Genomic DNA, 23,955 nt, shown 5'->3' with positions numbered 1-23,955 from the left:
TAGTAAAACTTTAACGCCTTTAAATTCAATAGGTTCTGCATTTATGTTAAATCGAAATTAAATTGCATATCAGCGAGCATCAAAAGCAATATCTTTATTCCATGAAAGTATTGATTACAGGTGCAACGGGTTTAGTAGGTAGCGAGTTGGTATCTCAATGCCATGAAAAAGGTTATGCCGTTAATTACCTAACTACTCGAAAAAATAAAATTGTTTCAAAACAAAACTATCAAGGTTATTTCTGGGATCCTACTACTGGTGAAATAGATGCCAACTGCTTAGATGGTGTTTCTACCATTATCAATTTAGCAGGGTCAAGTATCTCTAAAAGGTGGACAAATAGTTATAAGAAAGAAATTATTGACAGTAGGGTCAATACCTTAGAACTTCTTAGGAAAACATTATTGGAGCGTGAAGGCCATACGGTAAAATTCTTGGTGTCCGCATCCGCTATAGGTATTTATCAAGATTCTTTAAGTCATTATTATACAGAAGATAATACTAATGTTGATGATAGTTTTTTAGGAGAAGTGGTTAGCCTTTGGGAGAAAAAGGCAAACGAATTTAAATCTCTTGGACTAACGGTTGCTAAAGTTAGAATTGGTTTGGTGTTGTCTAAAGATGGCGGTGCATTGCCAGAAATGGCAAAACCGGTTAAATATTATGTAGGTTCCGCATTTGGAACAGGAGAGCAGTGGCAGTCTTGGATTCATGTTGCAGATTTGGCAGGTATTTTTATACATATTATAAAGTATAGGTTAAAGGGTGTATATAACGGAGTGGCACCCAACCCGGTGACCAATGCCAAGATGATCAAAGAAATAGCAAAGGCTTTGGATCAACCTTTGTTTATGCCAAATGTGCCCAAGTTTGTAATGTACACCGTGTTAGGTAAAATGGCGTATATATTATTCGCTAGTCAGCGGGTTAGTAGTAAAAAAATTGAAGAAGAAGGTTTTGTGTTTAATTATGTGAATATATGTCAAGCACTAGGTGCAATATATGATAGTGGTACTAAGTGTGTAGATGATAAAAGTAATGTGACAAAGCAATTTGTTTCTTAAATAAAATAGTTTCTTACCTAGATGGATAATCCGCTTTTGGCGGATTTTTTTTTATTCTTTTGTGACATTTTGACATTTTTAAAGAATTGGCAGTACTTTTGCCTGCTTTTAAACAGCGATTTAAATTACAATTAATTATGAGTGATAAAGAAAACACTTTGGACGAAGAATTCTTGGAAGATGAGCTTTTAGAGGGCGAAACACAAGAACAAAAGGCAGGAGATGAAAAGGAAAATGTAGAGGAAGAAAAGTCTGTTGAAGAGACGCTAAGTGAAGAACTTGCAAAAGAAAAGGATAAGTTTTTAAGATTATTTGCTGAATTTGAAAATTATAAAAGACGTACTTCTAAAGAACGTATGGAGCTTTTTAAAACGGCAGGTCAAGAAGTTATAGTTTCATTATTACCTGTGTTAGATGATTTTGATAGAGCTATGAAAGAGTTGGCTAAATCTGACGATAAAGAGGTTTTCAAAGGAGTAGAGTTAATAAATGTCAAGTTTAGAGAGACCTTGAAAGCTAAAGGTTTAGAGATGGTTGAAGTTAATGCAGGTGATGTTTTTGATGCAGAGATTCACGAGGCCATTACTCAAATACCTGCTCCGGACAAAAAGATGAAAGGAAAGGTTATTGACGTCATCGAAAAGGGGTTTAAGTTAGGTGACCGTATTATTAGGCATCCAAAAGTAGTAGTAGGAAATTAAATAATTGGAATGAAGGAAGATTATTATGAAGTATTGGGCATTAGTAAAAACGCTACTGCTGCAGAGATAAAGAAAGCTTATCGTAAAAAAGCATTACAGTATCACCCGGATAAAAATCCTGGTGACAGTTCTGCCGAAGAGAAGTTTAAAAAATCTGCCGAAGCTTATGAAGTGCTTAGCGATGCAGATAAGAAAGCGCGTTATGATCAATTTGGTCATGCAGCTTTTGAAGGTGGTGCCGGCGGTTTTGGCGGTGGCGGCATGAATATGGATGATATCTTCAGCCAATTTGGTGATATTTTCGGTGGTGCTTTTGGCGGCGGCGGCTTTGGTGGATTTGGCGGCGGTGGCGGTCAAAGAAGGGTAAAAGGAAGTAACCTCCGTATTAGGGTTTCTTTGACCTTGGAAGAAGTTGCCAATGGTGTGGAGAAGAAAGTTAAAGTAAAGAGAAAAGTACAGGCAGAAGGTGTTACTTACAAAACATGTTCTACGTGTAATGGAAGAGGTCAGGTGACCAAAATTCAAAATACCATACTTGGTAGAATGCAAACAGCTGCAGTTTGTAGTACTTGTGGCGGTAGTGGACAGATTTTGGATGGTAAACCTGGTGATGCCGATGCACAGGGATTAAAGGTAGTGGAAGAAACGGTATCTATTAATATTCCGGCCGGTGTAGAAGAAGGTATGCAGTTGAAGGTTCCTAACAAAGGTAACGATGCTCCGGGTAACGGGGTGCCGGGAGACCTGTTAGTGGCTATAGAAACACAAGAGCATAGTACATTAAAAAGAGAAGGTGATAATTTGCATTATGATCTTTATGTAAGTATCTCTGATGCGGTTTTAGGTACATCTAAAGAAATAGATTCAGTTGGTGGTAAGGTTCGTATTAAATTAGAGCCAGGAATACAATCTGGTAAAATATTGAGATTACGAGGTAAAGGTATTACTAGCTTAAACGGATATGGAGCTGGTGATATATTGGTTCATGTTAATGTGTGGACACCTAAAGAATTGAATAAAGAGCAAAAAGAGTTCTTTGAAAAAATGCAGGGCAATGATAATTTTGAGCCTAGACCGGAGAAATCTGATAAGTCATTTTTTGAAAAAGTGAAAGATATGTTCTCTTAATTTCTAAATATTTGGTTATTAAATAAAAAACGTATATTTGAGATAATATTGGGCGACCAATATTAATTTTCTTTTTCATAGCAATTTTTTTCCCATCCTTGATTTATTAAGGGTGGGTTTTGCTTTTTAGGGCATATCGTTTTATGCTTATCTCCACTGTAATTGGTTTGGTATAAAGGAATCATAAAGAGTATAGCAGGTCAAAACAATTCAATATCTTTGTAGAAATTGAGTACATGAGTCACATTTTGGTAGCTAATGATGTCACCAAACAGTTTGGGAGCCATACGGCATTAAAAAACGTTTCCCTAGAAATTCCTAAGAATAGTATTTACGGTTTATTGGGACCAAATGGTGCTGGTAAGACTACATTGATACGTATTATTAATCAGATTACTTTTCCTGACCAGGGTAAGGTATATTTTGACGGCGAGCTGTTAAAAACCGAGCACATTGCGCAGATTGGGTATCTGCCCGAAGAGCGAGGACTGTACAAGAGCATGAAGGTAGGGGAGCAGGCATTGTATTTAGCTCAATTAAAGGGACTGTCAAAAGCTGAGGCAAAAAAGCGGCTTAAGTATTGGTTTGAAAGACTGGAGATAGGTGATTGGTGGAACAAAAAGATTCAGGAGCTTTCTAAGGGTATGGCCCAAAAAATTCAATTTGTTGTCACGGTACTTCATGAACCCAAATTATTGATTTTTGACGAGCCTTTTAGTGGCTTTGACCCTATCAACGCCAATATCATTAAAGAGCAAATCCTAAGCTTAAAGGATAAAGGTACTTCTATTATATTTTCAACACATAGAATGGAATCTGTAGAAGAATTATGTGAGCATATTGCCTTAATTCATAAATCCGAAAAAATACTTGACGGTAAATTATCCGATATTAAAAAAGCATATAAAAACAATATTTTTAAAATTGGTTTGCAAACGGATAATCAAGAATTGTTGATGAACGAGATGAAAAGTAAATTTCAGATTCTTGACCATCAATATGATGTTCTGGAAAATCAGTTGAATTTAGAGGTGCAATTACCTTCAAATGAGTCTAGGGAAATTCTATCATTTCTAGGGTCAAGGGCAAATGTCAATGAGTTTAATGAGACGATACCTTCTGCAAACGATATTTTTATTAAAACTATTCAGAACAAAAATATCGCTCATGAATAAATTACCTCTAATTATTAAAAGAGAATACATAGCCAAAGTTCGCAATAAGTCTTTTGTGGTTATGACCTTTTTGAGCCCTTTTCTAATGGTAGGTATGATATTGTTGATTGCATATTTAACGCAATTAAATGACAATGATAAAAAGGTAATAGGTGTATTGAACGAGAGCGAATATTTTGCAAATGAATTTGTAACATCAGAAGCTACATCATACATCAACTTTAACAACATCTCACTAGCACAGGCAAAAGACTCTACATTAAGTTTGGGTTTTTACGGTCTTATTTATTTGCCTAACGAATCTAGTTTGGAGAAGGTGGCAAAAAGAGCTTTTTTTTATAGCCAAGATGCTCCTAGCTCTACCATACTAGATAAATTAGAATCTTCCATTAATAGCAGATTAAGGCAAGAAAGATTGCGTGAGTTGGGTGTGTCTCCCAAAGAATATGCTGAAATGGATCGCGATTATGCCATCAATATTGAAACTTTTGATGGTACACAGAACGTAAAAGGTATCAATGAGATAAAGGCCATAATAGGTGGGGCGTTCGGTTACCTTATAATGATGTTCATTATTATATATGGTGGGTTTGTTATGCGCAGCGTTATTGAGGAAAAAACCAGTAGAATAATTGAGGTCATTATTTCATCAGTGAAACCTTTTCATTTAATGATGGGTAAAATAATTGGTACCTCGTTAGCGGGTATTACGCAATTTGGAATTTGGATTATCTCTGGCGGAATATTATTGATAGTTGGCTTGGCTATTTTTGATATTGATCCTGCGAGCTTAACCAAAGGTGGTGGTGTTGCTCCAGGTATGGTGAACGGGGCACATGTAGATGTAGATGCCCTTACACAAAATGTACAGTTATATGCCCAAGAAATTTTTGAGATTCCGATCATAGCAATGCTAGTGTTTTTTATAATTTATTTTGTTCTGGGTTATTTAATTTATAGTTCTATCTATGCAGCAATTGGCGCTGCGGTAGATAATGAGACCGATACACAGCAATTCATTTTCCCGGTAATACTTCCGTTAATGCTAGCTATTTACGTTGGCTTCTTTTCGGTTTTCAGTAATCCTAACGGCCCAATAGCCGTTGCTTTCTCTCTTTTTCCGTTAACCTCGCCAATTGTTATGTTAATGCGTTTGCCTTGGGGTATAGGTGAGGGTGGTGTACCGTTATGGCAATTGATTACATCTATTTTAATTTTAATAGGTACATTTATAGGTATTGTTTGGGTTGCCGCAAAAATTTACCGAGTGGGAATTTTAATGTACGGTAAAAAACCTACTTATAAAGAATTGTATAAATGGCTTAAATACTCGTCATAATGCAGGAGGGTACAGAAAAAATAAAGGAAATAATAGAAGATGATGTTTGGGGAACCATTAAAAAATTCTTGGACCTAGGCTATCAATTTGGTGATGGTGAAAAATCCATACATATTACTGTAGGTCTTCTGTTATTGCTTACGGTAGCTTTTTTACTTACTAGTACGGTTTTACAAGCAATTCGTAGATTTTTTACCAGAAAAATGGAAATGGATGATAAGCTGAAGTTTATCAGTATTTTCAAGTTTATTAAATATCTGGTCTACGTTGTAGTGATTCTTTTTACCATGAGCGCTGCGGGTATAGATATTACCATTTTAATTACGGCATCCGCTGCGTTATTCGTCGGACTTGGACTAGCTTTACAAGAGATTTTTCAAGATATTATTGGTGGTATTTTTATCATTGTAGACAAGTCTTTAAGAGTTGGGGATATCATTGAAATTGACAATAAAGTCGGTAAGGTATTTGAAATTAAATTGCGTACCACAAGGGCAATTACCAGAGATGATAAGGTGATCATAATTCCCAATCACAAATTTATTAGTGATATAGTGTACAACTATACTCAAAACCATAAAACTACACGAGAGTTGGTACGTGTTGGTGTAGCTTACGGTAGTGATATTGATTTAGTGACCAAAATATTATTGGATGTTATCAAAGGGCAAAGAAATATATTAAAAAGCCCAAAACCATTTGTTATTTTTGAGGATTTTGGTGATTCGGCGCTAGTTTTTGCTGTTAATTTTTACATTACCGATAGCTTTACAGATCCCAAAATAAAGAGTGAAGTAAGGTATAAAATAGATGCTGAATTCAGAAAGCATAATATTTCTATTCCTTTTCCGCAAAGAGATGTTCATTTGTATCAACAGGCACCTTTTCAACACAGCAATGTATCAAATACAAATAGTGATGATAAAGCATAAGTATGCTTGCCTGGGAATTCTGTGTTTAATGATGTTTGTTGTTGAGCCCTTTTATTCTCAAACGCCAGATGTGTTAAGGTTAGAGTATATGTTGATGCCGGAAAATAGCGGTGAGGTAGAGACTTCACGTATAAAATTGGTGCTCAACGTTCCCTTTGCAGTCCGTGATAAAAAAGATTACGTAGTGTTGGGGGCTGAATATAACAGATATAATTTTGAGGTGCCAGATGATTTATTTCCGGATGCTGGCGATTTAAGCAAGTTCCACGTGTTGGATGTAAATTTTGCTTATTTATATAAATTAAGTGAAAAGTGGAATCTAATAGGTGTTGTAACACCAAGGTGGTCATCTAATTTTGTTGAAGAACTGCAAGAAGATGACTTTAACATGAACTACACGGTTGGGGCATATAAAAACGTAAAGGATGTAGAAAAGCCATATATGTTGGTTTTAGGAATTTCATATAATGGCACTTCTCCTATAGACGTTCCGTTGCCTTTTGTGTATTATGAAAAAAGGTTCCACCCCAATTGGTCTTATGTATTGGGAGCACCAAAATCAGGGATGAAATATTTTACCAAGAAAGGTCATTTTTTTCAAACCGAAGTATTTTTAGATGGATATTATGTCAATATTCAAAACGATATTTTATTGTCTGGTAACAATTTATCTACTGATGTGTCTTCAACGGCATTATTATTGACATTAGGTTATCAGTATAAAATAACTAAAGATATGTCCGTCTACTTTATAGGTGGTAGATCTATTTATCAGAATAGTGCATTAAGAAACGAAGAACGAGAAGATATTTTCACGTTGAACGATGCGGCCGGACTTTACTTTAGAACAGGAATTAGAATAGGAATTTAAAAAGCAGTTATGTCAAAAATATTAGTAATAGAAGATGAAGCGGCAATTAGAAGGGTGTTGGTTAAAATTTTATCTGAAGAAAGCGACTCTTATTCAGTAGAGGAGGCCGAAGACGGATTAAAAGGATTAGAAACCATAAAGAACAACGACTATGATTTGGTGCTTTGCGATATTAAAATGCCAAAAATGGATGGCGTAGAAGTATTGGAAGCGGCTAGAAAGATAAAACCGGAGATTCCGTTCATTATGATTTCTGGACATGGAGATTTAGATACTGCTGTAAATACTATGAGGTTAGGTGCTTTTGACTATATCTCAAAACCACCGGATTTAAATAGATTGCTTACCACCGTAAGAAATGCCTTGGATCGTAAGGTTTTGGTCGTTGAGAATAAAAACCTAAAGAAAAAGGTGAGTAAGAATTATGAGATGATCGGTGAAAGTAATGAGATAAACATTATAAAAGAGATCATTGAAAAAGTAGCGCCTACTGATGCGCGTGTTCTTATTACAGGTTCAAATGGTACGGGTAAAGAGCTTGTAGCTCATTGGTTACATGAGAAAAGCGCTAGGAGTTCATCACCATTTATTGAAGTTAATTGTGCTGCAATACCATCAGAATTAATTGAAAGTGAGCTTTTTGGACATGTAAAAGGTGCTTTTACATCTGCTGTTAAAGATAGGGCGGGTAAGTTTGAGGCTGCCAATAAGGGAACTATTTTCCTAGATGAAATTGGTGATATGAGTTTGTCCGCTCAAGCCAAAGTGTTAAGGGCACTTCAAGAAAGTAAAATCTCTCGTGTAGGTACGGATAAGGATATAAAAGTAGATGTTCGTGTAGTTGCGGCAACGAATAAAGACTTGAAAAAGGAGATTGAAGAGGGTAATTTTAGAGAAGATCTATATCATAGACTAGCAGTGATATTGATTCAAGTGCCTAGTTTAAATGATAGAAGAGATGATATTCCCTTGTTAATAGAACATTTCTCTAAGAAAATAGCTGAAGAGCAAGGTATGGCAGGTAAAACCTTCTCTAGTAAAGCTATTGATTTACTTAAGGCCTATGATTGGACCGGGAACATTCGTGAACTTAGAAATGTAGTTGAACGCCTAATAATTCTTGGTGGTCAACAAGTTTCAGAAGATGATGTAAAATTGTTCGCTAGTAAATAACCTTTTATTTAGCGGCAGAGCAATTACCAATTCTGTTCAAAGCTTCTTGGGTTATCTCTTTGGTGCGTAAATTGTAATATTTACTTCCTTCTGTAATATTAGGTTTTAATAACTGAGCTTCGCATTCCTCATAAATTCTAGTAGCAAATGCGGTAGCCTCTTTACAATTTACACTTTCAACTACCTTGTTAAGTGAGAGTCTGTATTTCTCTAAAGAGATGTCTATAGTTTCAAAAAGGCTTTTACCTTTTTCTGGTGTTTTTTTAATGCTGGTATTTGAAGTAGATGTAGTCGTATTTACAGATAATTCATTGTTGGAATACACGCTGTCATGCGTATCGTGAGATTCCAATACCATAATAGTGTTATTGGTCAGTTCTATAGATTCATTTAAGTAGCTAATAGTGCCTTCTAGAGTTGTTGACCTTGTTGCTAGGGTAAGTACTTCTATATTCTCGTACATACTGGTTTTAGCAAATTTACAACCGCAAATATTCAGCTGTTCTTTAGATTTTTCCAAGGCGTTTAAAGCCTTGTAGGCGTAAAATCTGGCTTGGTTGATGTCTTGTGTTTGTAGGGCGGCAGTTATTTGGGATTTTGCATAACCCATGTTTGAATTGGCATACTCACATTCCACATTGTTGGCAAATGTGTGAAAGGATAATAGAACAATAGTGTAGAAAAAAATGATATTTTTCTTCATAAGTAGGTGTTTTTGGGTGTAAGAGTTGGGACCTTACAGGCATAAATTTATATGCTTTACCCTATTGAAAATATTATTTTCGATACAATACCGTTCAATCACGTTAAACGGAAAGCTGTAAAATCAGTTTTAACAGTTTTCTAAATTATTAGTATTCGTAGGTTTAATATTTTATATTTCAGTATGAATAATATAAATATAGAGAAATATAAAGCAACTAAAGATTTTAAAATATCTGAAAATGAGACATTTGAAGATTTTGGTAAATCTGATAAAGAGTTAAAAAAAGACTTATCTAAAGTTAGAAGAGAGCTTGGGGAGTTTCAAGATACTATTTACGCACATGGTAAGTATAGTATTTTAGTATGTCTACAAGGTATGGATACAGCAGGGAAAGATAGCCTTATTCGTGAGGTGTTCAAAGACTTTAACGTAAGTGGCGTAGAGGTTCATAGTTTTAAGGTGCCTACTGAATTGGAATTAAGTCATAATTATTTGTGGAGACATTACTTGGTCTTGCCAGCAAAGGGCAAATTTGGCGTTTTCAATAGAACCCATTATGAAAATGTTCTTGTCACTAGGGTACACCCAGAGTATATTTTAAATGAACATATTCCCGGTATACATACCGTAGAAGACATTGATCAAAAGTTTTGGGATAAAAGGTTTGAGCAAATCAATGATTTTGAAAGACATTTAGCTGAAAACGGTACATTGATATTTAAGTTTTTTCTAAATCTTTCAAAAGAAGAGCAAAGACAGCGTTTATTAAGAAGACTTGCTATCAAGGAAAAACATTGGAAGTTTTCTCCCGGAGACTTAAAGGAACGTAAATTGTGGTCTGTGTACCAAAAATGCTATGAAGAGGCTATAAGTAAAACTACACATGAACACGCACCATGGTTTGCAGTTCCTGCGGATAATAAAAAGGCAACCCGTGTAATTGTTGCAAATATTTTATTGCAATCGTTAAAAAAATACAAAGATATTAAAGAGCCTATGTTGAGCGAAAAAATAATGGCTAATTTAGACAGCTATGAAGAACAATTACAAAGTGAGCAGTAAGCTAGCTCTAATATGTATGATCGCTTTTATAGCTGTGGGTAAATCACAGAGTAAAGATGAGGTACAGATCAAAAAAATGTATGATTTAGCACTTACCGAAGGTAAAGGTTATGAGTGGTTAAATTATTTGTCTAACCAAATTGGGGGTAGATTGTCCGGGTCCGTGCAAGCTCAGCAAGGGGTTGATTATACAAAGTCTCAGTTAGATTCTTTAGGTGTTGATCGGGTGTGGTTGCAACCGGTCATGGTGCCAAAATGGGTTAGAGGAACTCCAGAATTTGCTTATTTTGAAACAACACCGGGTATAACTACAAATGTTGCCATTTGTGCATTGGGTGGCTCGGTGGCAACCCCGCCAAAAGGAATAAAAGCCAATATTATTGAAGTCGAGGGTGTTGAGCAGTTAACGACCTTGGGCAAGGATAAAATTGAAGGAAAAATCGTTTTTTTCAATAGACCGATGGACGCTACTGAAATTAATACGTTTACAGCGTATTCCAATTGTGTGGATCAGAGATATGCCGGGGCATTGGAGGCATCCAAATACGGAGCCTTGGGGGTTATCGTACGTTCAATGAACTTAAGGTTGGATGATTTTCCGCATACGGGGTCTATGACCTATGGTGATCAGCCAGAGTCAGAGAGAATTCCTGCTGCAGCTATAAGTACCAATGCAGCGGAAATGTTGAGTACTTCCTTAAAATTGAATCCGGAAATTAACTTCTACTTCAAACAGAATTGTAAACAGTTCAAGGATGTAGAATCTTATAATGTAATTGCAGAAATAAAAGGTTCTGAAAAGCCAGAGGAAATTATTGTCGTAGGCGGTCATTTAGACTCGTGGGACTTAGGTGACGGTTCCCATGATGATGGTGCTGGCTGTGTACAAAGTATGGAGGTTTTAAATCTTTTCAAAAAAACAGGATACAAACCAAAACGTACTGTTAGGGTCGTTCTTTTTATGAATGAGGAAAACGGATTGCGAGGCGGTAATAAATATGCTGAGGTTGCTATCTCAAATAATGAAAAGCACATTTTTGCTTTAGAAAGTGATTCGGGTGGGTTTACTCCTAGAGGTTTTACCTTTGATAGCTCTCAAGAGAATTTTGAAAAGGTCTTGAAATGGAAAAATTTGTTTGAACCTTATCTTGTACATTATTTTGAAAAAGGTTTTGCTGGTGCAGATATAGGACCTCTAAAAAAAGATGGTCTGGTAATGGCAGGCCTAAGACCTGATTCTCAACGTTATTTTGATCATCATCATGCAGAAAACGACACTTTTGAACATGTAAATAGACGAGAACTACAGTTGGGTGCGGCAACAATGGCAAGCTTAGTTTATTTGGTAGACGCTTACGGCTTTTAGTTTTAGGTTAGGGCTTGTGAAATTAAGGAAAGTGTAAATTTCAAAAATGATCGCCAAAGGTACAAACCGTTAAAATTCTTTACCTTTGCGGCTTACTAAAAAATACAATAATGGAAGAAGGAATTTACGCCAAGTTCAATACAAGTAAAGGCGAAATATTAGTTAAGTTAACTCATGATAAAACACCTGGTACCGTAGGTAATTTTGTTGCTTTGGCAGAAGGTGATAAAGAAAATAGTGCTAAAGCTAAAGGTGAGCCATATTACAACGGTTTAAAATTTCATAGGGTTATTCCAGATTTTATGATTCAGGGTGGTTGTCCTCAAGGTACCGGTACAGGTGATGCCGGATATAAATTTGATGATGAGTTCCATCCAGAATTAAAGCATGACACTTCAGGGGTTCTTTCTATGGCTAATGCAGGTCCTGGAACCAATGGAAGCCAGTTTTTTATTACACATGTGCCAACACCTTGGTTAGATAATAAGCATACTGTATTTGGTCATGTAGCAGCTGGGCAAGAAGTAGTGGATGCAATTGCTCAAAATGATGTAATTGAATCTTTAGAAATTGTTAGGGTAGGTGATGAAGCTGAAAAGTGGAATGCATTAAAGGCCTTTGAAGATTTCAATGCATCTGGTGAAGCAAGAATGGCGGCAGAAAAGGCAAAGCAAGAAGCTGAACTAGATAAGGTTGCTGCAGGTTTTGAATCTACGGCATCTGGTCTTCGTTATAAAATGATTCAGAAAGGTGATGGCGCCAAAGCGGAAAAAGGAGAAAAAGTGTCTGTACATTATGAAGGATCACTTTTAAACGGTCAAGTTTTCGATTCTTCTTATAAGCGTAATTCCCCAATTGATTTTCAATTAGGAATTGGTCAAGTAATACCAGGCTGGGATGAGGGTATCTCCTTATTACAAGTGGGTGATAAGGCACGATTTGTTATTCCTTCGGACTTGGCATATGGTTCTGCCGGTGCAGGTGGGGTAATACCTCCTAATGCTACATTGATTTTTGATGTAGAGTTAATGAAGGTAGGTTAATTACCTAAGCCTTAAAAAAATAATGAAACACCTATAATTTTAAATTATGGGTGTTTTTTTTGTTCTAGTAATCTACTTTTTTCTAGTAACGAAACTACCTAAAAGTAAAATGATGTTAATAATCATCAGAACTAAAAATACGGTCAAAAATGTGGTCATAAATACATGTATAAGGTAGGGGAACCAGACTTGTTTATTCAATAGATATGTATTTACCTAAAAGGTTGCGTAGGATCTAAAAAAAAAGAATAAAAAAAACCCGAACTAATAAGTTCGGGTTTCATACTATAAAAAAGTTAAATCGTTACCTAGTCAATTACTTTCACATTAACGGCGTTTAATCCTTTTTTACCTTGTTGTAGTTCAAATTCCACAACATCACCTTCTCGAACTTCATCGATTAAGCCAGAAATGTGTACAAAATGATCTTCGTTTGAACCATCTTCAGTGATAAATCCGTAACCTTTGGAATCATTGAAGAATTTTACTGTTCCTTTACTCATAATAGAAAAATTAAATATTAATTAAAGTGCGAAGATAGTTTTTTTTTGTTTAACTACTTAAATTCTTACAGGTTATCTTAAGGTTAATAATTGACGTCTAATGTATTGAGAATGAACTTGTTTTTGCGACTATGCAGTAGGGTCTGGAGTCATTCTTAAATAGGGTTTGATCTCTGTTACTCCCTTTGAAAATATATCTTTTGCATCGGCAGTACTTATAGCTGGACTTATAACTACCTCTTTACCTTGTTCCCAGTTTGCTGGTGTTGCTACCTTGTGGTACGCTGTTAGTTGCAATGAATCTATTACCCTTAAAAGTTCATAAAAGTTACGACCTGTTGAAGCTGGGTAGGTCAACGTTAATTTTACGGTCTTGTCCGGTGCAATGATGAATACAGAGCGTACGGTAAGATTGTTATCCGTATTTGGGTGGATCATATCATATAGATTAGAAACTTTTTTGTCCTCATCTGCAATTATTGGGAAATTCACCACAGTGTTCTGTACTTCGTTAATGTCTTTGATCCATTCTGCATGAGATGCAGCACCATCAACACTAAGCGCGATCATTTTAACGTTCCTTTTGTCGAATTCATCTTTGAATTTAGCAGCAGTGCCCAATTCGGTAGTACAAACTGGGGTGAAATCTGCAGGGTGAGAAAATAATATACCCCAACTGTCACCAAGGTAGTCATATAAATTAATTGTTCCCATAGAACTATCTGCCGTGAAATTTGGAGCTTTATCGCCTAAACGTATTGTTGCCATAATGGTATATTTTTAGATGTTTAAATTTATCCTATAAAATTAGTAGATTAAATGTCCTTGACTAAAGTTTTCGGGTTAAAAGTCTATTAAAATTTTTACTTTTAGGGTATGGAAGAACTTGATAAATTAAAATACCCCATCGGACGCTTTGAGTGTCCGGAGAGCATCACAAATGAAGATTTAAGTAAATGGATAGAGGTATTGGAAACCTTGCCAAAACGTCTGTCTGCACTAGTAGATAATTTTTCTGAAACACAATTGGATACTCCCTACCGAGAAGGGGGGTGGACAGTTCGTCAAGTAGTACACCATATGGCAGATAGTCATCATCATAGCTACACACGTTTTAAATGGGCCTTAACGGAGAACAGACCTTTGATCAAAGTATATCAGGAAAAGGAATGGAGTAATTTAATCGATGCCAGAACTGCCCCTATTGCTTTATCTCTTTCCTATTTAACGGCCCTTCACGCTAAGTTGGTGTACCTGTTAAAGAGGTTAACGCCTGAAGATATGGAGAATAGCTATATTCATCCAGATGGTAATGTAAATGTATCTGTAGCGGAGAATATTGGAAAATATGCTTGGCATAGTAACCATCACTTTGCGCATATTAAAAGTTTAGCCGACAGAATGGGGTGGTAGCGGATTAAATCATCTTTTTTAGAAGAAACATTGGCTTTTCTTCCTCTATGACATTTTTGAAGGGTACCGTGCTTTCAGCAACGATGTTAAAATCATTCTTAAGATAGAATGGTAAGGCAGGTCCCTTCTGCATTGATTCCAAAAAGATTGCTTTTTTAGAAAGTTTTTTGGCTATGCTTTCAACAAACTTAAGGCTTTTGTTACCTACACCTTTACCGGCAAATTCTTTAAGAATATAAATTTTATCTAGGTAAAGAGCATCTTTAGCTTCTAAACCTTTAATATTTTTATGTAAAGTAATCTTTAAAAGACCTACGTAGTCTATACCTGATTTTATTAAATATAGAGCGCTATTTTTATTGTTGTCTTCCTCTTCTAAAATTGTTTTGGTAAAACTATGTTCAATGTAGGTGGTGGTATCTCCATTTGGCCATAAGTGTCTATAGTGTTGATTGTAAGAGGTTATACCTGTTTTTATATAAATATCATGCAATGCAGGGGTCAATTCTTGAAATGTTATATCGATATTCATCAACGGTATAGATGTATAAGATTAAGCTTGTCCTATTTCCATTTAATATTACAGCCTATACTTGGCTTTTGAATAGCACTTATTTCTTTTCCGTGAATGAGATTTTCCATTGCATTTCTCAAATCAATGCCGGTTAGTGGTGAGCCATTACCTGGTCTAGAGTCGTCTAACTGACCTCTATAGACCAATTTTAATTCATTGTCAAAAAGAAAAAAATCTGGAGTACAGGCGGCATCGTAAGCTTTTGCCACTGTCTGATCTTCGTCATAAAGATATGGAAAGGTATAATTTTCAGCTTTAGCCTTAATTCGCATAAAGTGAGGCGCATCCTCTGGATATTTTTCAACATCATTACTAGAAATGGCAATAAATTGAATACCCTTGCTTTGGAACTCTTTAGCCATTTTAACTATTACGGGGTTTACATGGATAACAAATGGGCAATGATTACAAATAAACATGATTAGAGTGCCAACTTCACCGTTCATGGCATGAAGGTTCATGGTTTTTTCGCTAACCGTGTCCATTAAACTAAATTCTGGCGCTACGGTTCCCAATGCCAACATATTACTTTCTGTTCTTGCCATACCAACTAAAATTTTAATGTACTAAGTTAACAAATTAATGGAGCTTGTATTTACTTTATATAATTCATAATCCTTAAAATTTTAATATCATGGAAAAGTCATATGTATCATTATCTGTTGCAATAGAAGCTTTACAGGCTGAAGGTTATACAGAAGATTTTAATCTGTGCGATGCAGGTATAGAAAATAAGAGTAAAAAGAAAATTCATAAAGCTACTGAGCTAGATGTGGTGAAATTTTATCGTTTTGAGGGTATGAGTAATCCAGATGATAATACTATATTGTATGTGATTGAAACCAGTACTGGTGAAAAAGGGTTATTGGTAGATGCTTACGGTATGTATGCAGGTAATGTGCCCAAAGATTTAATTGAAAAACTTAGACTTACTTAATGGAAACAACAATCTCGTGGGAAGATTTCAGTAAAATTGATATGCGAACCGGAACTGTAACGGCGGTCTATGATTTTCCGGAAGCTAGAAACCCGTCTTTCAAATTAGACATTGATTTTGGACCTGAAATAGGGGTTAAAAAAACATCGGCTCAAATTACCGAAAAATATGATAAGGAAGATATCGTAGGGCTTCAGGTCATAGCTGTTGTCAACTTTCCAAAAAAGCAAATAGCTAATTTTATGAGCGAATGTCTTATATTGGGTGCTGTAGAGAACAGTTCGGTAGTGTTGCTGCAACCTCAAATGACAGTACCTAACGGATTGAAAATTTCCTAAATTTTTGACTGAGAATATATTAGATAACATACATATTAACTTTGATTCAGGCTCACTTTGGGTAATGAACATTGTTCTAGGTTTGGTCATGTTCGGTGTTGCTTTAGAAATATCCGTGTCAGATTTTAAACCTTTATGGTTAAGGCCAAAAGCTTTAATTGCCGGGCTGATCAGTCAGTTTTTAGTATTGCCGGCAATAACCTTCTTGTTGGTCTTGGCAATAGAACCTTTGCCCAGTATAGCTTTAGGTATGTTTATGGTGGCAGCATGCCCAGGTGGTAATATTTCTAATTTTATATCATATCTATCTAATGCCAATACGGCTTTATCTGTAAGTTTAACGGCTATGGCTACTATGTTTGCCATAATTATGACTCCGCTTAACTTTCATTTTTGGTCCATGTTATATGAGCCAGGTTCAAGTCTAATTAATGAAATTTCTATTTCATCTATAGAAATGTTCAAATTGGTCTTTTTATTGTTGGGCTTGCCCCTTGTACTGGGTATGTTAATCAATTACAAAATGCCTGAATTAGCATTGAAAATCGCAAAAAAGTTAAAGATTGTTTCCTTGGTGTTTTTTATAGGTCTGGTTTTCATTGCGCTATATAACAATAGGATTATTTTTATGGATTATATTCTATATGTATTTTGGATAGTTCTAGCCCATAATCTATTGGCTTTTACAACAGGTTATGGTATAGGTAAACTTTTTAAATTACCTGTGGATAGTATACGTTCTATAACTATAGAAACGGGAATTCAAAACTCTGGTCTAGGACTTTTACTGATATTTACTTTTTTTGATGGTCTAGGTGGTATGGCACTTCTTGCTGCTTTTTGGGGTATTTGGCATATAGTCTCAGGTTTAATATTAGCCGCTTTCTGGAATAGAAAATCGGTTGCTAAAGAAACAATAGCTTGAGCGGATTTATTTACTCAATGGTAAAGTCGGTGATTAAAACCGGACTCTATGGATATCATAAAAAAATAGTGGTATCCGGGTTGGAGCATATCCCTAAGGATAAGCCGGTGATGTTTTTGCCCAATCATCAAAGTGCATTGATTGATGTATTATTAATTGCTACCGACTGTAATCGAAAACCATATTTTTTAACGCGTTCCGATGTGTTTAAGGGTAAACTCTTAAAGGGTATTTTCTCATATTTTCAAATGCTGCCTATTTATAGAATGCGAGACGGTAGAGATACGCTTTCTAACAACGATGCTATTTTCAACTCTTGTGCCGATATTTTAAGTAGAGGAGAGGCACTGCTCTTGTTTCCGGAAGCAAATCATAATTTACGACGAAGGGTGAGACCTTTAAGTAAAGGCTTTACAAGAATACTTATAAGAACTTTTGAGCTATACCCAGATGTTGATATCATGCTAATTCCTGTAGGATTGAATTATAAACATGCCGATCAGTTTCCTGATCAAGTGGCTATCAATTATGGTAAGGCAATATCTGCCAAAAGCATGTACGTTGCCAATGATTTAAATATGACCAGCCGTAATTTAAAAAATGCAGTTTCTTTACAATTGAAACAATTGACTACCCATATACCAATAGAGCAAGATTATGATACTATGGTAAATCTTCTTAATACAAAAAATGTAGACTTTTTAAATCCTACAGAGGTGAACAATAAAATTAGGCATTATACCAATGAAGTTTCCAATTCAAGCGATTTAGCCAATACTGCTAAAGGGAAATCGGTGTTAAGAAGTGTTTTTAACGTATTAAATTTTCCGATGATTATAATGTGGCACAAATGGTTAATGCCAAAGGTTCCGGAGAAGGAGTTTATGGGTACGTTCAGGTTTGCATTTATCTTGTTAGTATACCCACTTTACCTTTTATTGTTATTTGTAGGGTTGTCTATGGTACTTTCTATTAAAGTGGCGTTAACGGCTTTGGTTGTTTTGGTATTATTGAATTTATGGTTCGTTAAAAAAGGGCTAAACTGAATTTTATAGCTATAAACTAAAAACGGCCCTTATACATAAGGACCGTTTTGTTTTTTTAAGGTTTGTTTTACCTAGATATCTTCAAAACTTACATCTGTAAAGCTAGAAGTGTTGGTAGTTGTCTTTTCTACGGGCTCTTCTATTTCTTCCTTTTTGAAATCTTTTTGGTGTCTTTCAGAAATTACTTCAGACCCTTTTTCGTTGATTATAAAATCCATCATCTCTTCAACGTTCTCTTTAAAAGCGTCAAAGTCTTCTTTGTATAAATATATTTTATGTTTTTTGTAATGGAATGAACCATCGTCATGCGTAAATTTCTTACTTTCTGTAATCGTTAAATAATAATCCCCAGCCTTTGTACTTCTTACATCGAAAAAGTAAGTTCTTCTACCTGCGCGTAAAACTTTGGAGTGAATTTCTTCTTGATCTGATAAATCTCTTTCGCTCATTTCTAATGTTTAGTGTCGTTATACTATCAAAAATGAAAAAAAAAACGCTATCCGACAACAATTTTCTAACTTTCTTTCTCTGAGAGCTGTTTGTGGTAGAGGTCTTTATAATAGCCTTCTTGTGAATTTAATTCATCATGTGTGCCCTCTTGAATAAGTCTTCCGTCATCTAAAACCAAAATTTTATCCGCGTTTTTGGCAGAAGAAACTCTATGACTTACAATTAATGTAGTTCTATTCTTAGATGCTTTTTTTAGGTTATTCAATATTTCTTCTTCCGTTTCCGTATCTACGGCAGACAGGCAATCATCAAATAAATAAATCTGAGGTTTTTTAATTAATGCCCTGGCAATTGATACCCTTTGTTTTTGTCCGCCACTTAATGTTATACCTCTTTCTCCTAAGATAGTATCATATTTTTTAGAGAAACCCATTATGTTTTCATGTACCACGGCATCTTTTGCTATGTCAATGATTTCCTCGTCTGTAGCATTCTCCTTGCCAAATTTAATGTTGTTCTTAATGCTATCTGAAAATAGGAATGCGTCTTGGGGTACGGCACCAATAGATTCTCGTAAATTGGTAAGGTCTACATTTTTAATAGGTTCGTCGTCTATTAATATCTCTCCGGAAGATGTGTCATATAAGCGGGCTACCAAATCAAGTATGGTAGATTTACCAGAACCGGTTTTACCAATAATAGCTGTGGTTTCACCTTCGTTAATGGTGAACGACAGGTCTTTTATGGCATTAATATTGGTATCTTGGTATGTGAAACCAACATTTTTAAATTCAATTTTGCCTTTGATCGTAAGGGTGTTGGTAGGATTATTTTTTATTTCTGACTCTTGGTTTAGAAATTCATTTATCCTCTTTTGACTTGCGGCTGCCCTTTGCACAATTGAAGTTAACCAGCCAACAATGGCCACTGGCCAAGTAAGCATATTTACATATAAAATAAATTCGGCAATTAGTCCTACTTCAATTTCGCCGGCCAAGTATTGTTTACCTCCTATATAAATGACCAAAATGTTACTAATACCTATTAAAAGTATCATTAATGGAAAAAACCATGCATTCACTTTAGCAAGACTTACACTTTTCTCTTTGCCTTCAATGGCAAGTTTAGTAAGATCACTATTGGTCTGCGGCTCTAATGCGTAGGCTTTTATAACGGAAACTCCTGAAAAAATTTCTTGTGTAAAGGTAGATAAGGTAGAAAGGTATTGTTGTACAATGGTACTTCGCTTATGAATTACTTTACTTATTTGATAAATTAGAACCGAAAGAAAAGGTAACGGCAATAGTGTATATGCAGCTAATGTGGGCGCTTTTATAAACATTAACGGTATCAGACAAGCAAACAATGTTAAGGTCTGTATGCCATACATAATTGCTGGACCTGCATACATACGTACTTCATTAACATCTTCACTGATCCTGTTCATTAAATCGCCTGTTCTATTTTTCTTATAAAAATTGAGACTTAGCTTTTGGTAATGATCAAAAATTTCGTTTTTAAGATCATACTCAATATATCTAGAAATGTTAATGATCAATTGGCGCATTAAAAAAGTGAAGAAACCAGATAGTATTGCAGCACCTACGATAATTAGAATATATTCCATTAATAGTTCTTGTGCGGTAGATTTTTCAATTTCCGTTTTAATATACTGTTCAACTACCGTAATAGAGTTGTTCACGTAAGAAGGCATGATCAATTGAAAAAGCCTGGCTATAATGGTTATGATTATTCCGAGAAAAAGCTTAAACCAGTATTTTTTAAAGTATTTATTTAGGTGTTTAAGTTCTTTCATACAATGCTAAAAAAAGAAGATTATCGTTTTCTTTGGCCAAAGATAGTTTTTTGACCTAAAACCATATGTTATAAATAAGCTAAGATAAATACGATTGCTGTTGTGACCCTTTAAATAGATACTTACCTTTGCGGCTTTAAATATCAATTTATTAAAAAAGTTCTTTAAAATGCTTACAAGAAGGCACATTAGAGTTAAGGTAATGCAGAGCATATATGCGCTCGTTCAATCAAAAGATGATTCATTACAGAGACAAGAGAAGTTTTTAAAAGTAAGCATAGAGAATACCTATACGCTCTACTTGTTATGGTTAAGTCTTTTTGTAGAAATACAAAAAAGGGCGGCAGAACAAATTTCTCTTTCCGCAAAAAAATATATTAGTGACGGTAAGCAAGAATTTCCAAATCCTAAGAAGTTTGTTCAGAACAGATTATTGGTGCAAATTCTTGAGAACAAAACACTTGAGGAAGAAATTTCAAATAGAAAATTAGATAATTGGTACCTTAATGAAGAGTACGTTAAACTTATTTATAAAGATATTATAGAGAGCGAAACGTATAAGGAATACATGTCTACACCTGAAAGCGATTATGCTGCGGACAAAGAATTGATATTGACCTTGTTCAAAAATATCATTGCCCCCAACGAAAAAATATATGATTACTTCGAAGATGATAAGTTAACTTGGGTAGATGACATTCCTATTGTTAATACGTTTTTGTTAAAACATTTGAAGAAGGTAAAACAAGTTCATCCTGATTCATACTTTTTGCCGAGTCTTTTAAAGGATGATGAAGACATGACCTACGCTACGCAGTTATTGTCTAGAACGTTGTTGAAAAATGATGCATTGGAAAAAGAGATAGATGGTAAAACACCAAACTGGGATAAAGATCGTATTGCAGGCATAGATAGTATACTTCTGAAAATGGCAATTTGTGAATTGTTACATTTCCCTTCAATCCCGGAAAGAGTAACCATTAATGAGTATTTGGAGATTGCCAAAGAATACTCGACTCCAAAAAGTAGCATTTTCATAAACGGAATACTAGATAAGCTTACTAAAGAATACAAATCTGAAGGAAAGCTTAACAAAATGGGTAGGGGTCTATTATAAAAATATTTTATAATTTTACAGTTAATTGATAAATCTAATATAGTATGAAAAAAATAGTTCTAATTGTTGGTCTTGTATCAATGGTAGCTTTTACTTCTTGCAAAGACAATGCTTCAAGTAAAATTAAAACAGATAATGTAGCGGAAGCAGCGGTAAGAGATGAAGCTGCTAAAGCGGTACCGGTAATGTCTTTTGAGAAATCAGAGCATGATTTTGGTACAATTGAACAAGGTGCGGCACAGGAAACAGTTTTTAAATTTACTAATACAGGTAACGCTCCATTAATTATTACAGATGCTAAAAGTAGCTGTGGTTGTACAGTTCCTAATCCTCCAAAGGATCCTATTGCACCAGGTGAGACAGGGGAGTTAAAAGTGAACTTTAACGGATCTGGTCAAAACCAGGTTACTAAAACTATTACCGTTACGGCTAACACAGAAAAAGGTTCTGAGCTTTTGAGAATAAAGGCTTTTGTTAATCCAAAAGGAGCAGCTCCATTAGGACCTGTTAAATAATTATAAATTACAGATATACCAAAGATGGGTGATATAGGGCAGTTTCTTCCGATGATTTTGATTTTTGTGGTCGCATATTTTTTTATGATCAGGCCTCAAATGAAAAGACAAAAGGATGAAAAGAAATTTTCGGCAGAGTTAAAACGTGGTGATCGTGTTATTACCAAAAGCGGCCTGCACGGAAAAGTAGTGGATTTAAATGATAAGGACTTCTCTTGTGTTTTGGAAACAATGGCCGGGAAGTTAAAATTTGATAGGTCTGCCATATCCATGGAAATGAGCAATAAATTAAATGCTCCAGAAAAAAAATAATAATTTCTGAATTCATATAAAAAACACCGATGGAAACATCGGTGTTTTTTTTTGCCTAAATGTGGTATATTTAATTACACTTAAAACAACAACAACATGCTACACAACAGAAGAAATTTTATTAGAAAAGGCACCGCAGGATTGGTAATGACAGGAGCATCATTTATGTTCCCTATGGAGATGTTATCAATGATGCGTAAGAAGGTGGGCGCCAACGACACTATCAATGTTGGTTTGGTAGGCTGTAAGGGTATGGGTTTCTCTGACTTAAGCTCTTTTCTGAAAATGAGTGATATTAATGTCATAGCATTGTGTGATGTAGATGAAAATGTATTAAGGGAAAGAACAGCTGATCTTGAAAAGGCGGGAATCAAAAAACCAAAATGGTATAGTGATTATAGAAAGTTATATGAGAATAAAGATATAGATGTCGTTATTATTGGTACGCCAGATCATTGGCATTGCCTGCAATTAACAGATGCATTACAAGCGGGTAAAGATGTGTATTGCGAGAAGCCAATTGCTAATTCTGTTGAAGAAGCCAATATTATGTTGGACTTTGTAGAGTCTAGGGATAGAATGGTGCAAATAGGCCAATGGCAGCGTAGTCAACCACATTTTGTAGATGCCATTAAATATGTGCATTCTGGTGCGTTAGGAGAAATACGATTGGCAAAAGCATGGGCATACCAAGGTTGGATGAAACCTGTTCCCGTAGTAGCCGATGCTCCAGTTCCTGAAGGGGTAGATTATAAAATGTGGTTGGGTCCGGCTCCCGATAGGGCTTTTAATAAAAATAGATTTCATTTCGATTTTAGGTGGTTTTGGGATTATGCCGGTGGTTTAATGACAGATTGGGGCGTACATCTTATGGATTATGCGTTGTATGGTATGAAAGCCGGTACACCAAAATCTGTGATGGCCTTGGGCGGTAAATTTGCTTATCCCAATGATGCCTCTGAAACTCCAGATACTTTACAAACGGTATATGAATATGACGGCTTCTCTATTCTTTGGGAGCATGCCACGGGCATTGACGGTGGTAATTATGGTAGAAATCATGGAATAGCGTTTATAGGTAATAACGGTACCCTGGTTGTTGATAGAGGTGGCTGGGAGGTAATACCGGAAACTGAATTTCAGGGCTGGGGTAAAGATGGTATTCCCAAGCTAGAAGCGGTTTCACATACCAAAGGTGAATTCAATGGGTTGGATCTGCATACCCAGAATTTCAAAGAAGCGGTAAAAAGTAGGGATAACGCTAAACTAAATGCACCAATTAAAGTGGGTTATGATGCCGCTTTGGTTTCACATATGGGTAATGTGGCCTTTAAAACTGGTAATAGAATTTACTGGGATCAAATGGTCGGTAAATTTAAAAATGAAGAAGCAAACCAGTTTTTAAAGGCTAACTATCATAATGGTTGGAATCTACCTAAATTGTAAAAG

The 23,955-nt window shown here is 35.4% G+C and carries 27 protein-coding genes; 20 read left to right on the top strand and 7 right to left on the bottom strand.

Annotation, left to right across the window (positions count from 1 at the left end):
* The first annotated feature begins 101 nt into the window (after positions 1 to 101).
* The 8 genes from VBZ51_RS01060 to VBZ51_RS01025 all read left to right on the top strand — a co-directional run bounded on the left by VBZ51_RS01060 (position 102) and on the right by VBZ51_RS01025 (position 8,383).
* A complete protein-coding gene (locus VBZ51_RS01060; protein WP_286813308.1) occupies positions 102 to 1,064 on the top strand; it encodes a TIGR01777 family oxidoreductase in 963 nt (320 codons plus the stop codon).
* 137 nt (positions 1,065 to 1,201) lie between these two features.
* A complete protein-coding gene (locus VBZ51_RS01055; protein WP_058103578.1) occupies positions 1,202 to 1,765 on the top strand; it encodes a nucleotide exchange factor GrpE in 564 nt (187 codons plus the stop codon).
* A 9-nt stretch (positions 1,766 to 1,774) separates the two neighbouring features.
* Positions 1,775 to 2,893, top strand: coding sequence for a molecular chaperone DnaJ (gene dnaJ / locus VBZ51_RS01050; RefSeq protein WP_058103577.1), 1,119 nt, complete (start codon positions 1,775 to 1,777; stop codon positions 2,891 to 2,893).
* Between the two features lie 236 nt (positions 2,894 to 3,129).
* The gene (locus VBZ51_RS01045; protein ID WP_416575797.1) at positions 3,130 to 4,068 is read left to right on the top strand and encodes an ABC transporter ATP-binding protein; all 939 of its coding nucleotides are present in this window, start codon (positions 3,130 to 3,132) and stop codon (positions 4,066 to 4,068) included.
* Positions 4,061 to 5,407: an ABC transporter permease gene (locus VBZ51_RS01040; RefSeq protein WP_074672638.1), complete on the top strand. Its 1,347-nt coding sequence runs from the start codon at positions 4,061 to 4,063 to the stop codon at positions 5,405 to 5,407. Before VBZ51_RS01045 ends, VBZ51_RS01040 begins: the two co-directional genes overlap by 8 nt.
* Entirely contained in the window at positions 5,407 to 6,339 is a 933-nt protein-coding gene (locus VBZ51_RS01035) for a mechanosensitive ion channel family protein (RefSeq protein WP_074672641.1), read from the top strand. The genes VBZ51_RS01040 and VBZ51_RS01035 overlap by 1 nt, the downstream gene beginning before the upstream one ends.
* The gene (locus VBZ51_RS01030) at positions 6,326 to 7,210 is read left to right on the top strand and encodes a DUF6268 family outer membrane beta-barrel protein (protein ID WP_143751709.1); all 885 of its coding nucleotides are present in this window, start codon (positions 6,326 to 6,328) and stop codon (positions 7,208 to 7,210) included. The genes VBZ51_RS01035 and VBZ51_RS01030 overlap by 14 nt, the downstream gene beginning before the upstream one ends.
* 9 nt (positions 7,211 to 7,219) lie before the next feature.
* Positions 7,220 to 8,383, top strand: a complete 1,164-nt coding sequence (locus tag VBZ51_RS01025; protein WP_071341561.1) for a sigma-54-dependent transcriptional regulator — start codon at positions 7,220 to 7,222, stop codon at positions 8,381 to 8,383.
* Positions 8,384 to 8,387: 4 nt separating this feature from the next.
* Here the strand turns inward: VBZ51_RS01025 and VBZ51_RS01020 are convergent, their stop codons facing one another.
* A complete protein-coding gene (locus tag VBZ51_RS01020) occupies positions 8,388 to 9,086 on the bottom strand; it encodes a hypothetical protein (RefSeq protein ID WP_348100492.1) in 699 nt (232 codons plus the stop codon).
* Positions 9,087 to 9,269: 183 nt separating this feature from the next.
* Here VBZ51_RS01020 and VBZ51_RS01015 point away from each other — a divergent pair, with 183 nt between their 5' ends.
* From VBZ51_RS01015 to VBZ51_RS01005, 3 genes are all read left to right on the top strand, one after another.
* Complete coding sequence (locus VBZ51_RS01015) at positions 9,270 to 10,151, top strand: PPK2 family polyphosphate kinase (protein ID WP_058103570.1); 882 nt, start codon at positions 9,270 to 9,272, stop codon at positions 10,149 to 10,151.
* The gene (locus VBZ51_RS01010; protein ID WP_099189154.1) at positions 10,123 to 11,517 is read left to right on the top strand and encodes a M28 family peptidase; all 1,395 of its coding nucleotides are present in this window, start codon (positions 10,123 to 10,125) and stop codon (positions 11,515 to 11,517) included. The genes VBZ51_RS01015 and VBZ51_RS01010 overlap by 29 nt, the downstream gene beginning before the upstream one ends.
* A gap of 110 nt (positions 11,518 to 11,627) precedes the next feature.
* Positions 11,628 to 12,560, top strand: coding sequence for a peptidylprolyl isomerase (locus VBZ51_RS01005; RefSeq protein WP_416575796.1), 933 nt, complete (start codon positions 11,628 to 11,630; stop codon positions 12,558 to 12,560).
* 308 nt (positions 12,561 to 12,868) lie between these two features.
* Here VBZ51_RS01005 and VBZ51_RS01000 read toward each other — a convergent pair whose 3' ends face one another.
* Entirely contained in the window at positions 12,869 to 13,063 is a 195-nt protein-coding gene (locus VBZ51_RS01000) for a cold-shock protein (protein WP_027064347.1), read from the bottom strand.
* A 129-nt stretch (positions 13,064 to 13,192) separates the two neighbouring features.
* A complete protein-coding gene (locus tag VBZ51_RS00995; RefSeq protein ID WP_416575795.1) occupies positions 13,193 to 13,831 on the bottom strand; it encodes a peroxiredoxin in 639 nt (212 codons plus the stop codon).
* Positions 13,832 to 13,939: 108 nt separating this feature from the next.
* On the opposite strand from VBZ51_RS00995, the gene VBZ51_RS00990 reads away from it, so the two are divergent.
* Entirely contained in the window at positions 13,940 to 14,476 is a 537-nt protein-coding gene (locus VBZ51_RS00990) for a YfiT family bacillithiol transferase (RefSeq protein ID WP_416575794.1), read from the top strand.
* A 4-nt stretch (positions 14,477 to 14,480) separates the two neighbouring features.
* Here VBZ51_RS00990 and VBZ51_RS00985 read toward each other — a convergent pair whose 3' ends face one another.
* Together VBZ51_RS00985 and VBZ51_RS00980 are read right to left on the bottom strand one after the other, a co-directional pair.
* Complete coding sequence (locus tag VBZ51_RS00985; protein ID WP_416575793.1) at positions 14,481 to 15,008, bottom strand: GNAT family N-acetyltransferase; 528 nt, start codon at positions 15,006 to 15,008, stop codon at positions 14,481 to 14,483.
* Between the two features lie 32 nt (positions 15,009 to 15,040).
* A complete protein-coding gene (locus VBZ51_RS00980; protein ID WP_416575792.1) occupies positions 15,041 to 15,595 on the bottom strand; it encodes a thioredoxin family protein in 555 nt (184 codons plus the stop codon).
* A gap of 89 nt (positions 15,596 to 15,684) precedes the next feature.
* Here VBZ51_RS00980 and VBZ51_RS00975 point away from each other — a divergent pair, with 89 nt between their 5' ends.
* Genes VBZ51_RS00975 through VBZ51_RS00960 form a run of 4 tightly spaced genes read left to right on the top strand, consistent with a single transcriptional unit; the run spans position 15,685 to position 18,296 of the window.
* Positions 15,685 to 15,987 (top strand): hypothetical protein, encoded by a 303-nt coding sequence (locus tag VBZ51_RS00975; RefSeq protein WP_058103563.1) that lies wholly within the window; start codon positions 15,685 to 15,687, stop codon positions 15,985 to 15,987.
* A complete protein-coding gene (locus VBZ51_RS00970; RefSeq protein ID WP_058103562.1) occupies positions 15,987 to 16,325 on the top strand; it encodes a tRNA-binding protein in 339 nt (112 codons plus the stop codon). Before VBZ51_RS00975 ends, VBZ51_RS00970 begins: the two co-directional genes overlap by 1 nt.
* Before the next feature lie 4 nt (positions 16,326 to 16,329).
* Entirely contained in the window at positions 16,330 to 17,250 is a 921-nt protein-coding gene (locus VBZ51_RS00965) for a bile acid:sodium symporter family protein (protein ID WP_416575791.1), read from the top strand.
* Entirely contained in the window at positions 17,247 to 18,296 is a 1,050-nt protein-coding gene (locus tag VBZ51_RS00960) for a lysophospholipid acyltransferase family protein (protein ID WP_416575790.1), read from the top strand. The genes VBZ51_RS00965 and VBZ51_RS00960 overlap by 4 nt, the downstream gene beginning before the upstream one ends.
* A 71-nt stretch (positions 18,297 to 18,367) precedes the next feature.
* Here VBZ51_RS00960 and VBZ51_RS00955 read toward each other — a convergent pair whose 3' ends face one another.
* On the bottom strand, positions 18,368 to 18,745 hold the full coding sequence (locus VBZ51_RS00955; protein ID WP_074672662.1) for a PUR family DNA/RNA-binding protein: 378 nt from the start codon (positions 18,743 to 18,745) through the stop codon (positions 18,368 to 18,370).
* Positions 18,746 to 18,810: 65 nt separating this feature from the next.
* Positions 18,811 to 20,562, bottom strand: coding sequence for an ABC transporter ATP-binding protein (locus tag VBZ51_RS00950; RefSeq protein ID WP_416575789.1), 1,752 nt, complete (start codon positions 20,560 to 20,562; stop codon positions 18,811 to 18,813).
* Between the two features lie 169 nt (positions 20,563 to 20,731).
* Here VBZ51_RS00950 and nusB point away from each other — a divergent pair, with 169 nt between their 5' ends.
* The 4 genes from nusB (at position 20,732) to VBZ51_RS00930 (ending at position 23,952) form a co-directional block, all read left to right on the top strand.
* The gene (gene nusB / locus VBZ51_RS00945; RefSeq protein WP_416575788.1) at positions 20,732 to 21,679 is read left to right on the top strand and encodes a transcription antitermination factor NusB; all 948 of its coding nucleotides are present in this window, start codon (positions 20,732 to 20,734) and stop codon (positions 21,677 to 21,679) included.
* Positions 21,680 to 21,723: 44 nt separating this feature from the next.
* The gene (locus tag VBZ51_RS00940) at positions 21,724 to 22,194 is read left to right on the top strand and encodes a DUF1573 domain-containing protein (RefSeq protein ID WP_071341576.1); all 471 of its coding nucleotides are present in this window, start codon (positions 21,724 to 21,726) and stop codon (positions 22,192 to 22,194) included.
* Positions 22,195 to 22,218: 24 nt separating this feature from the next.
* Positions 22,219 to 22,506, top strand: a complete 288-nt coding sequence (gene yajC, locus VBZ51_RS00935; RefSeq protein WP_058103555.1) for a preprotein translocase subunit YajC — start codon at positions 22,219 to 22,221, stop codon at positions 22,504 to 22,506.
* Positions 22,507 to 22,602: 96 nt separating this feature from the next.
* Positions 22,603 to 23,952, top strand: a complete 1,350-nt coding sequence (locus VBZ51_RS00930; RefSeq protein ID WP_416575787.1) for a Gfo/Idh/MocA family protein — start codon at positions 22,603 to 22,605, stop codon at positions 23,950 to 23,952.
* The last annotated feature ends 3 nt before the right edge of the window (positions 23,953 to 23,955 follow it).

This window comes from Maribacter sp. HS, from assembly GCF_048059195.1.
GTDB classification, from domain to species: domain Bacteria; phylum Bacteroidota; class Bacteroidia; order Flavobacteriales; family Flavobacteriaceae; genus Maribacter; species Maribacter dokdonensis.
Note: the sequence above shows the minus strand (reverse complement) of the source record. Positions and strands in the feature narration are given on the sequence as shown.

Excerpts from the sequence above, each read along its gene's own strand:
- VBZ51_RS01060 (WP_286813308.1), top strand. The coding sequence starts at position 102 with ATGAAAGTATTGATTACAGGTGCAACGGGTTTAGTAGGTAGCGAGTTG.
- VBZ51_RS01055 (WP_058103578.1), top strand. The coding sequence starts at position 1,202 with ATGAGTGATAAAGAAAACACTTTGGACGAAGAATTCTTGGAAGATGAG.
- dnaJ (WP_058103577.1), top strand. The coding sequence starts at position 1,775 with ATGAAGGAAGATTATTATGAAGTATTGGGCATTAGTAAAAACGCTACT.
- VBZ51_RS01045 (WP_416575797.1), top strand. The coding sequence starts at position 3,130 with ATGAGTCACATTTTGGTAGCTAATGATGTCACCAAACAGTTTGGGAGC.
- VBZ51_RS01040 (WP_074672638.1), top strand. The coding sequence starts at position 4,061 with ATGAATAAATTACCTCTAATTATTAAAAGAGAATACATAGCCAAAGTT.
- VBZ51_RS01035 (WP_074672641.1), top strand. The coding sequence starts at position 5,407 with ATGCAGGAGGGTACAGAAAAAATAAAGGAAATAATAGAAGATGATGTT.
- VBZ51_RS01030 (WP_143751709.1), top strand. The coding sequence starts at position 6,326 with ATGATAAAGCATAAGTATGCTTGCCTGGGAATTCTGTGTTTAATGATG.
- VBZ51_RS01025 (WP_071341561.1), top strand. The coding sequence starts at position 7,220 with ATGTCAAAAATATTAGTAATAGAAGATGAAGCGGCAATTAGAAGGGTG.
- VBZ51_RS01020 (WP_348100492.1), bottom strand. The coding sequence starts at position 9,086 with ATGAAGAAAAATATCATTTTTTTCTACACTATTGTTCTATTATCCTTT.
- VBZ51_RS01015 (WP_058103570.1), top strand. The coding sequence starts at position 9,270 with ATGAATAATATAAATATAGAGAAATATAAAGCAACTAAAGATTTTAAA.
- VBZ51_RS01010 (WP_099189154.1), top strand. The coding sequence starts at position 10,123 with ATGAAGAACAATTACAAAGTGAGCAGTAAGCTAGCTCTAATATGTATG.
- VBZ51_RS01005 (WP_416575796.1), top strand. The coding sequence starts at position 11,628 with ATGGAAGAAGGAATTTACGCCAAGTTCAATACAAGTAAAGGCGAAATA.
- VBZ51_RS01000 (WP_027064347.1), bottom strand. The coding sequence starts at position 13,063 with ATGAGTAAAGGAACAGTAAAATTCTTCAATGATTCCAAAGGTTACGGA.
- VBZ51_RS00995 (WP_416575795.1), bottom strand. The coding sequence starts at position 13,831 with ATGGCAACAATACGTTTAGGCGATAAAGCTCCAAATTTCACGGCAGAT.
- VBZ51_RS00990 (WP_416575794.1), top strand. The coding sequence starts at position 13,940 with ATGGAAGAACTTGATAAATTAAAATACCCCATCGGACGCTTTGAGTGT.
- VBZ51_RS00985 (WP_416575793.1), bottom strand. The coding sequence starts at position 15,008 with ATGAATATCGATATAACATTTCAAGAATTGACCCCTGCATTGCATGAT.
- VBZ51_RS00980 (WP_416575792.1), bottom strand. The coding sequence starts at position 15,595 with ATGGCAAGAACAGAAAGTAATATGTTGGCATTGGGAACCGTAGCGCCA.
- VBZ51_RS00975 (WP_058103563.1), top strand. The coding sequence starts at position 15,685 with ATGGAAAAGTCATATGTATCATTATCTGTTGCAATAGAAGCTTTACAG.
- VBZ51_RS00970 (WP_058103562.1), top strand. The coding sequence starts at position 15,987 with ATGGAAACAACAATCTCGTGGGAAGATTTCAGTAAAATTGATATGCGA.
- VBZ51_RS00955 (WP_074672662.1), bottom strand. The coding sequence starts at position 18,745 with ATGAGCGAAAGAGATTTATCAGATCAAGAAGAAATTCACTCCAAAGTT.
- VBZ51_RS00950 (WP_416575789.1), bottom strand. The coding sequence starts at position 20,562 with ATGAAAGAACTTAAACACCTAAATAAATACTTTAAAAAATACTGGTTT.
- nusB (WP_416575788.1), top strand. The coding sequence starts at position 20,732 with ATGCTTACAAGAAGGCACATTAGAGTTAAGGTAATGCAGAGCATATAT.
- VBZ51_RS00940 (WP_071341576.1), top strand. The coding sequence starts at position 21,724 with ATGAAAAAAATAGTTCTAATTGTTGGTCTTGTATCAATGGTAGCTTTT.
- yajC (WP_058103555.1), top strand. The coding sequence starts at position 22,219 with ATGGGTGATATAGGGCAGTTTCTTCCGATGATTTTGATTTTTGTGGTC.
- VBZ51_RS00930 (WP_416575787.1), top strand. The coding sequence starts at position 22,603 with ATGCTACACAACAGAAGAAATTTTATTAGAAAAGGCACCGCAGGATTG.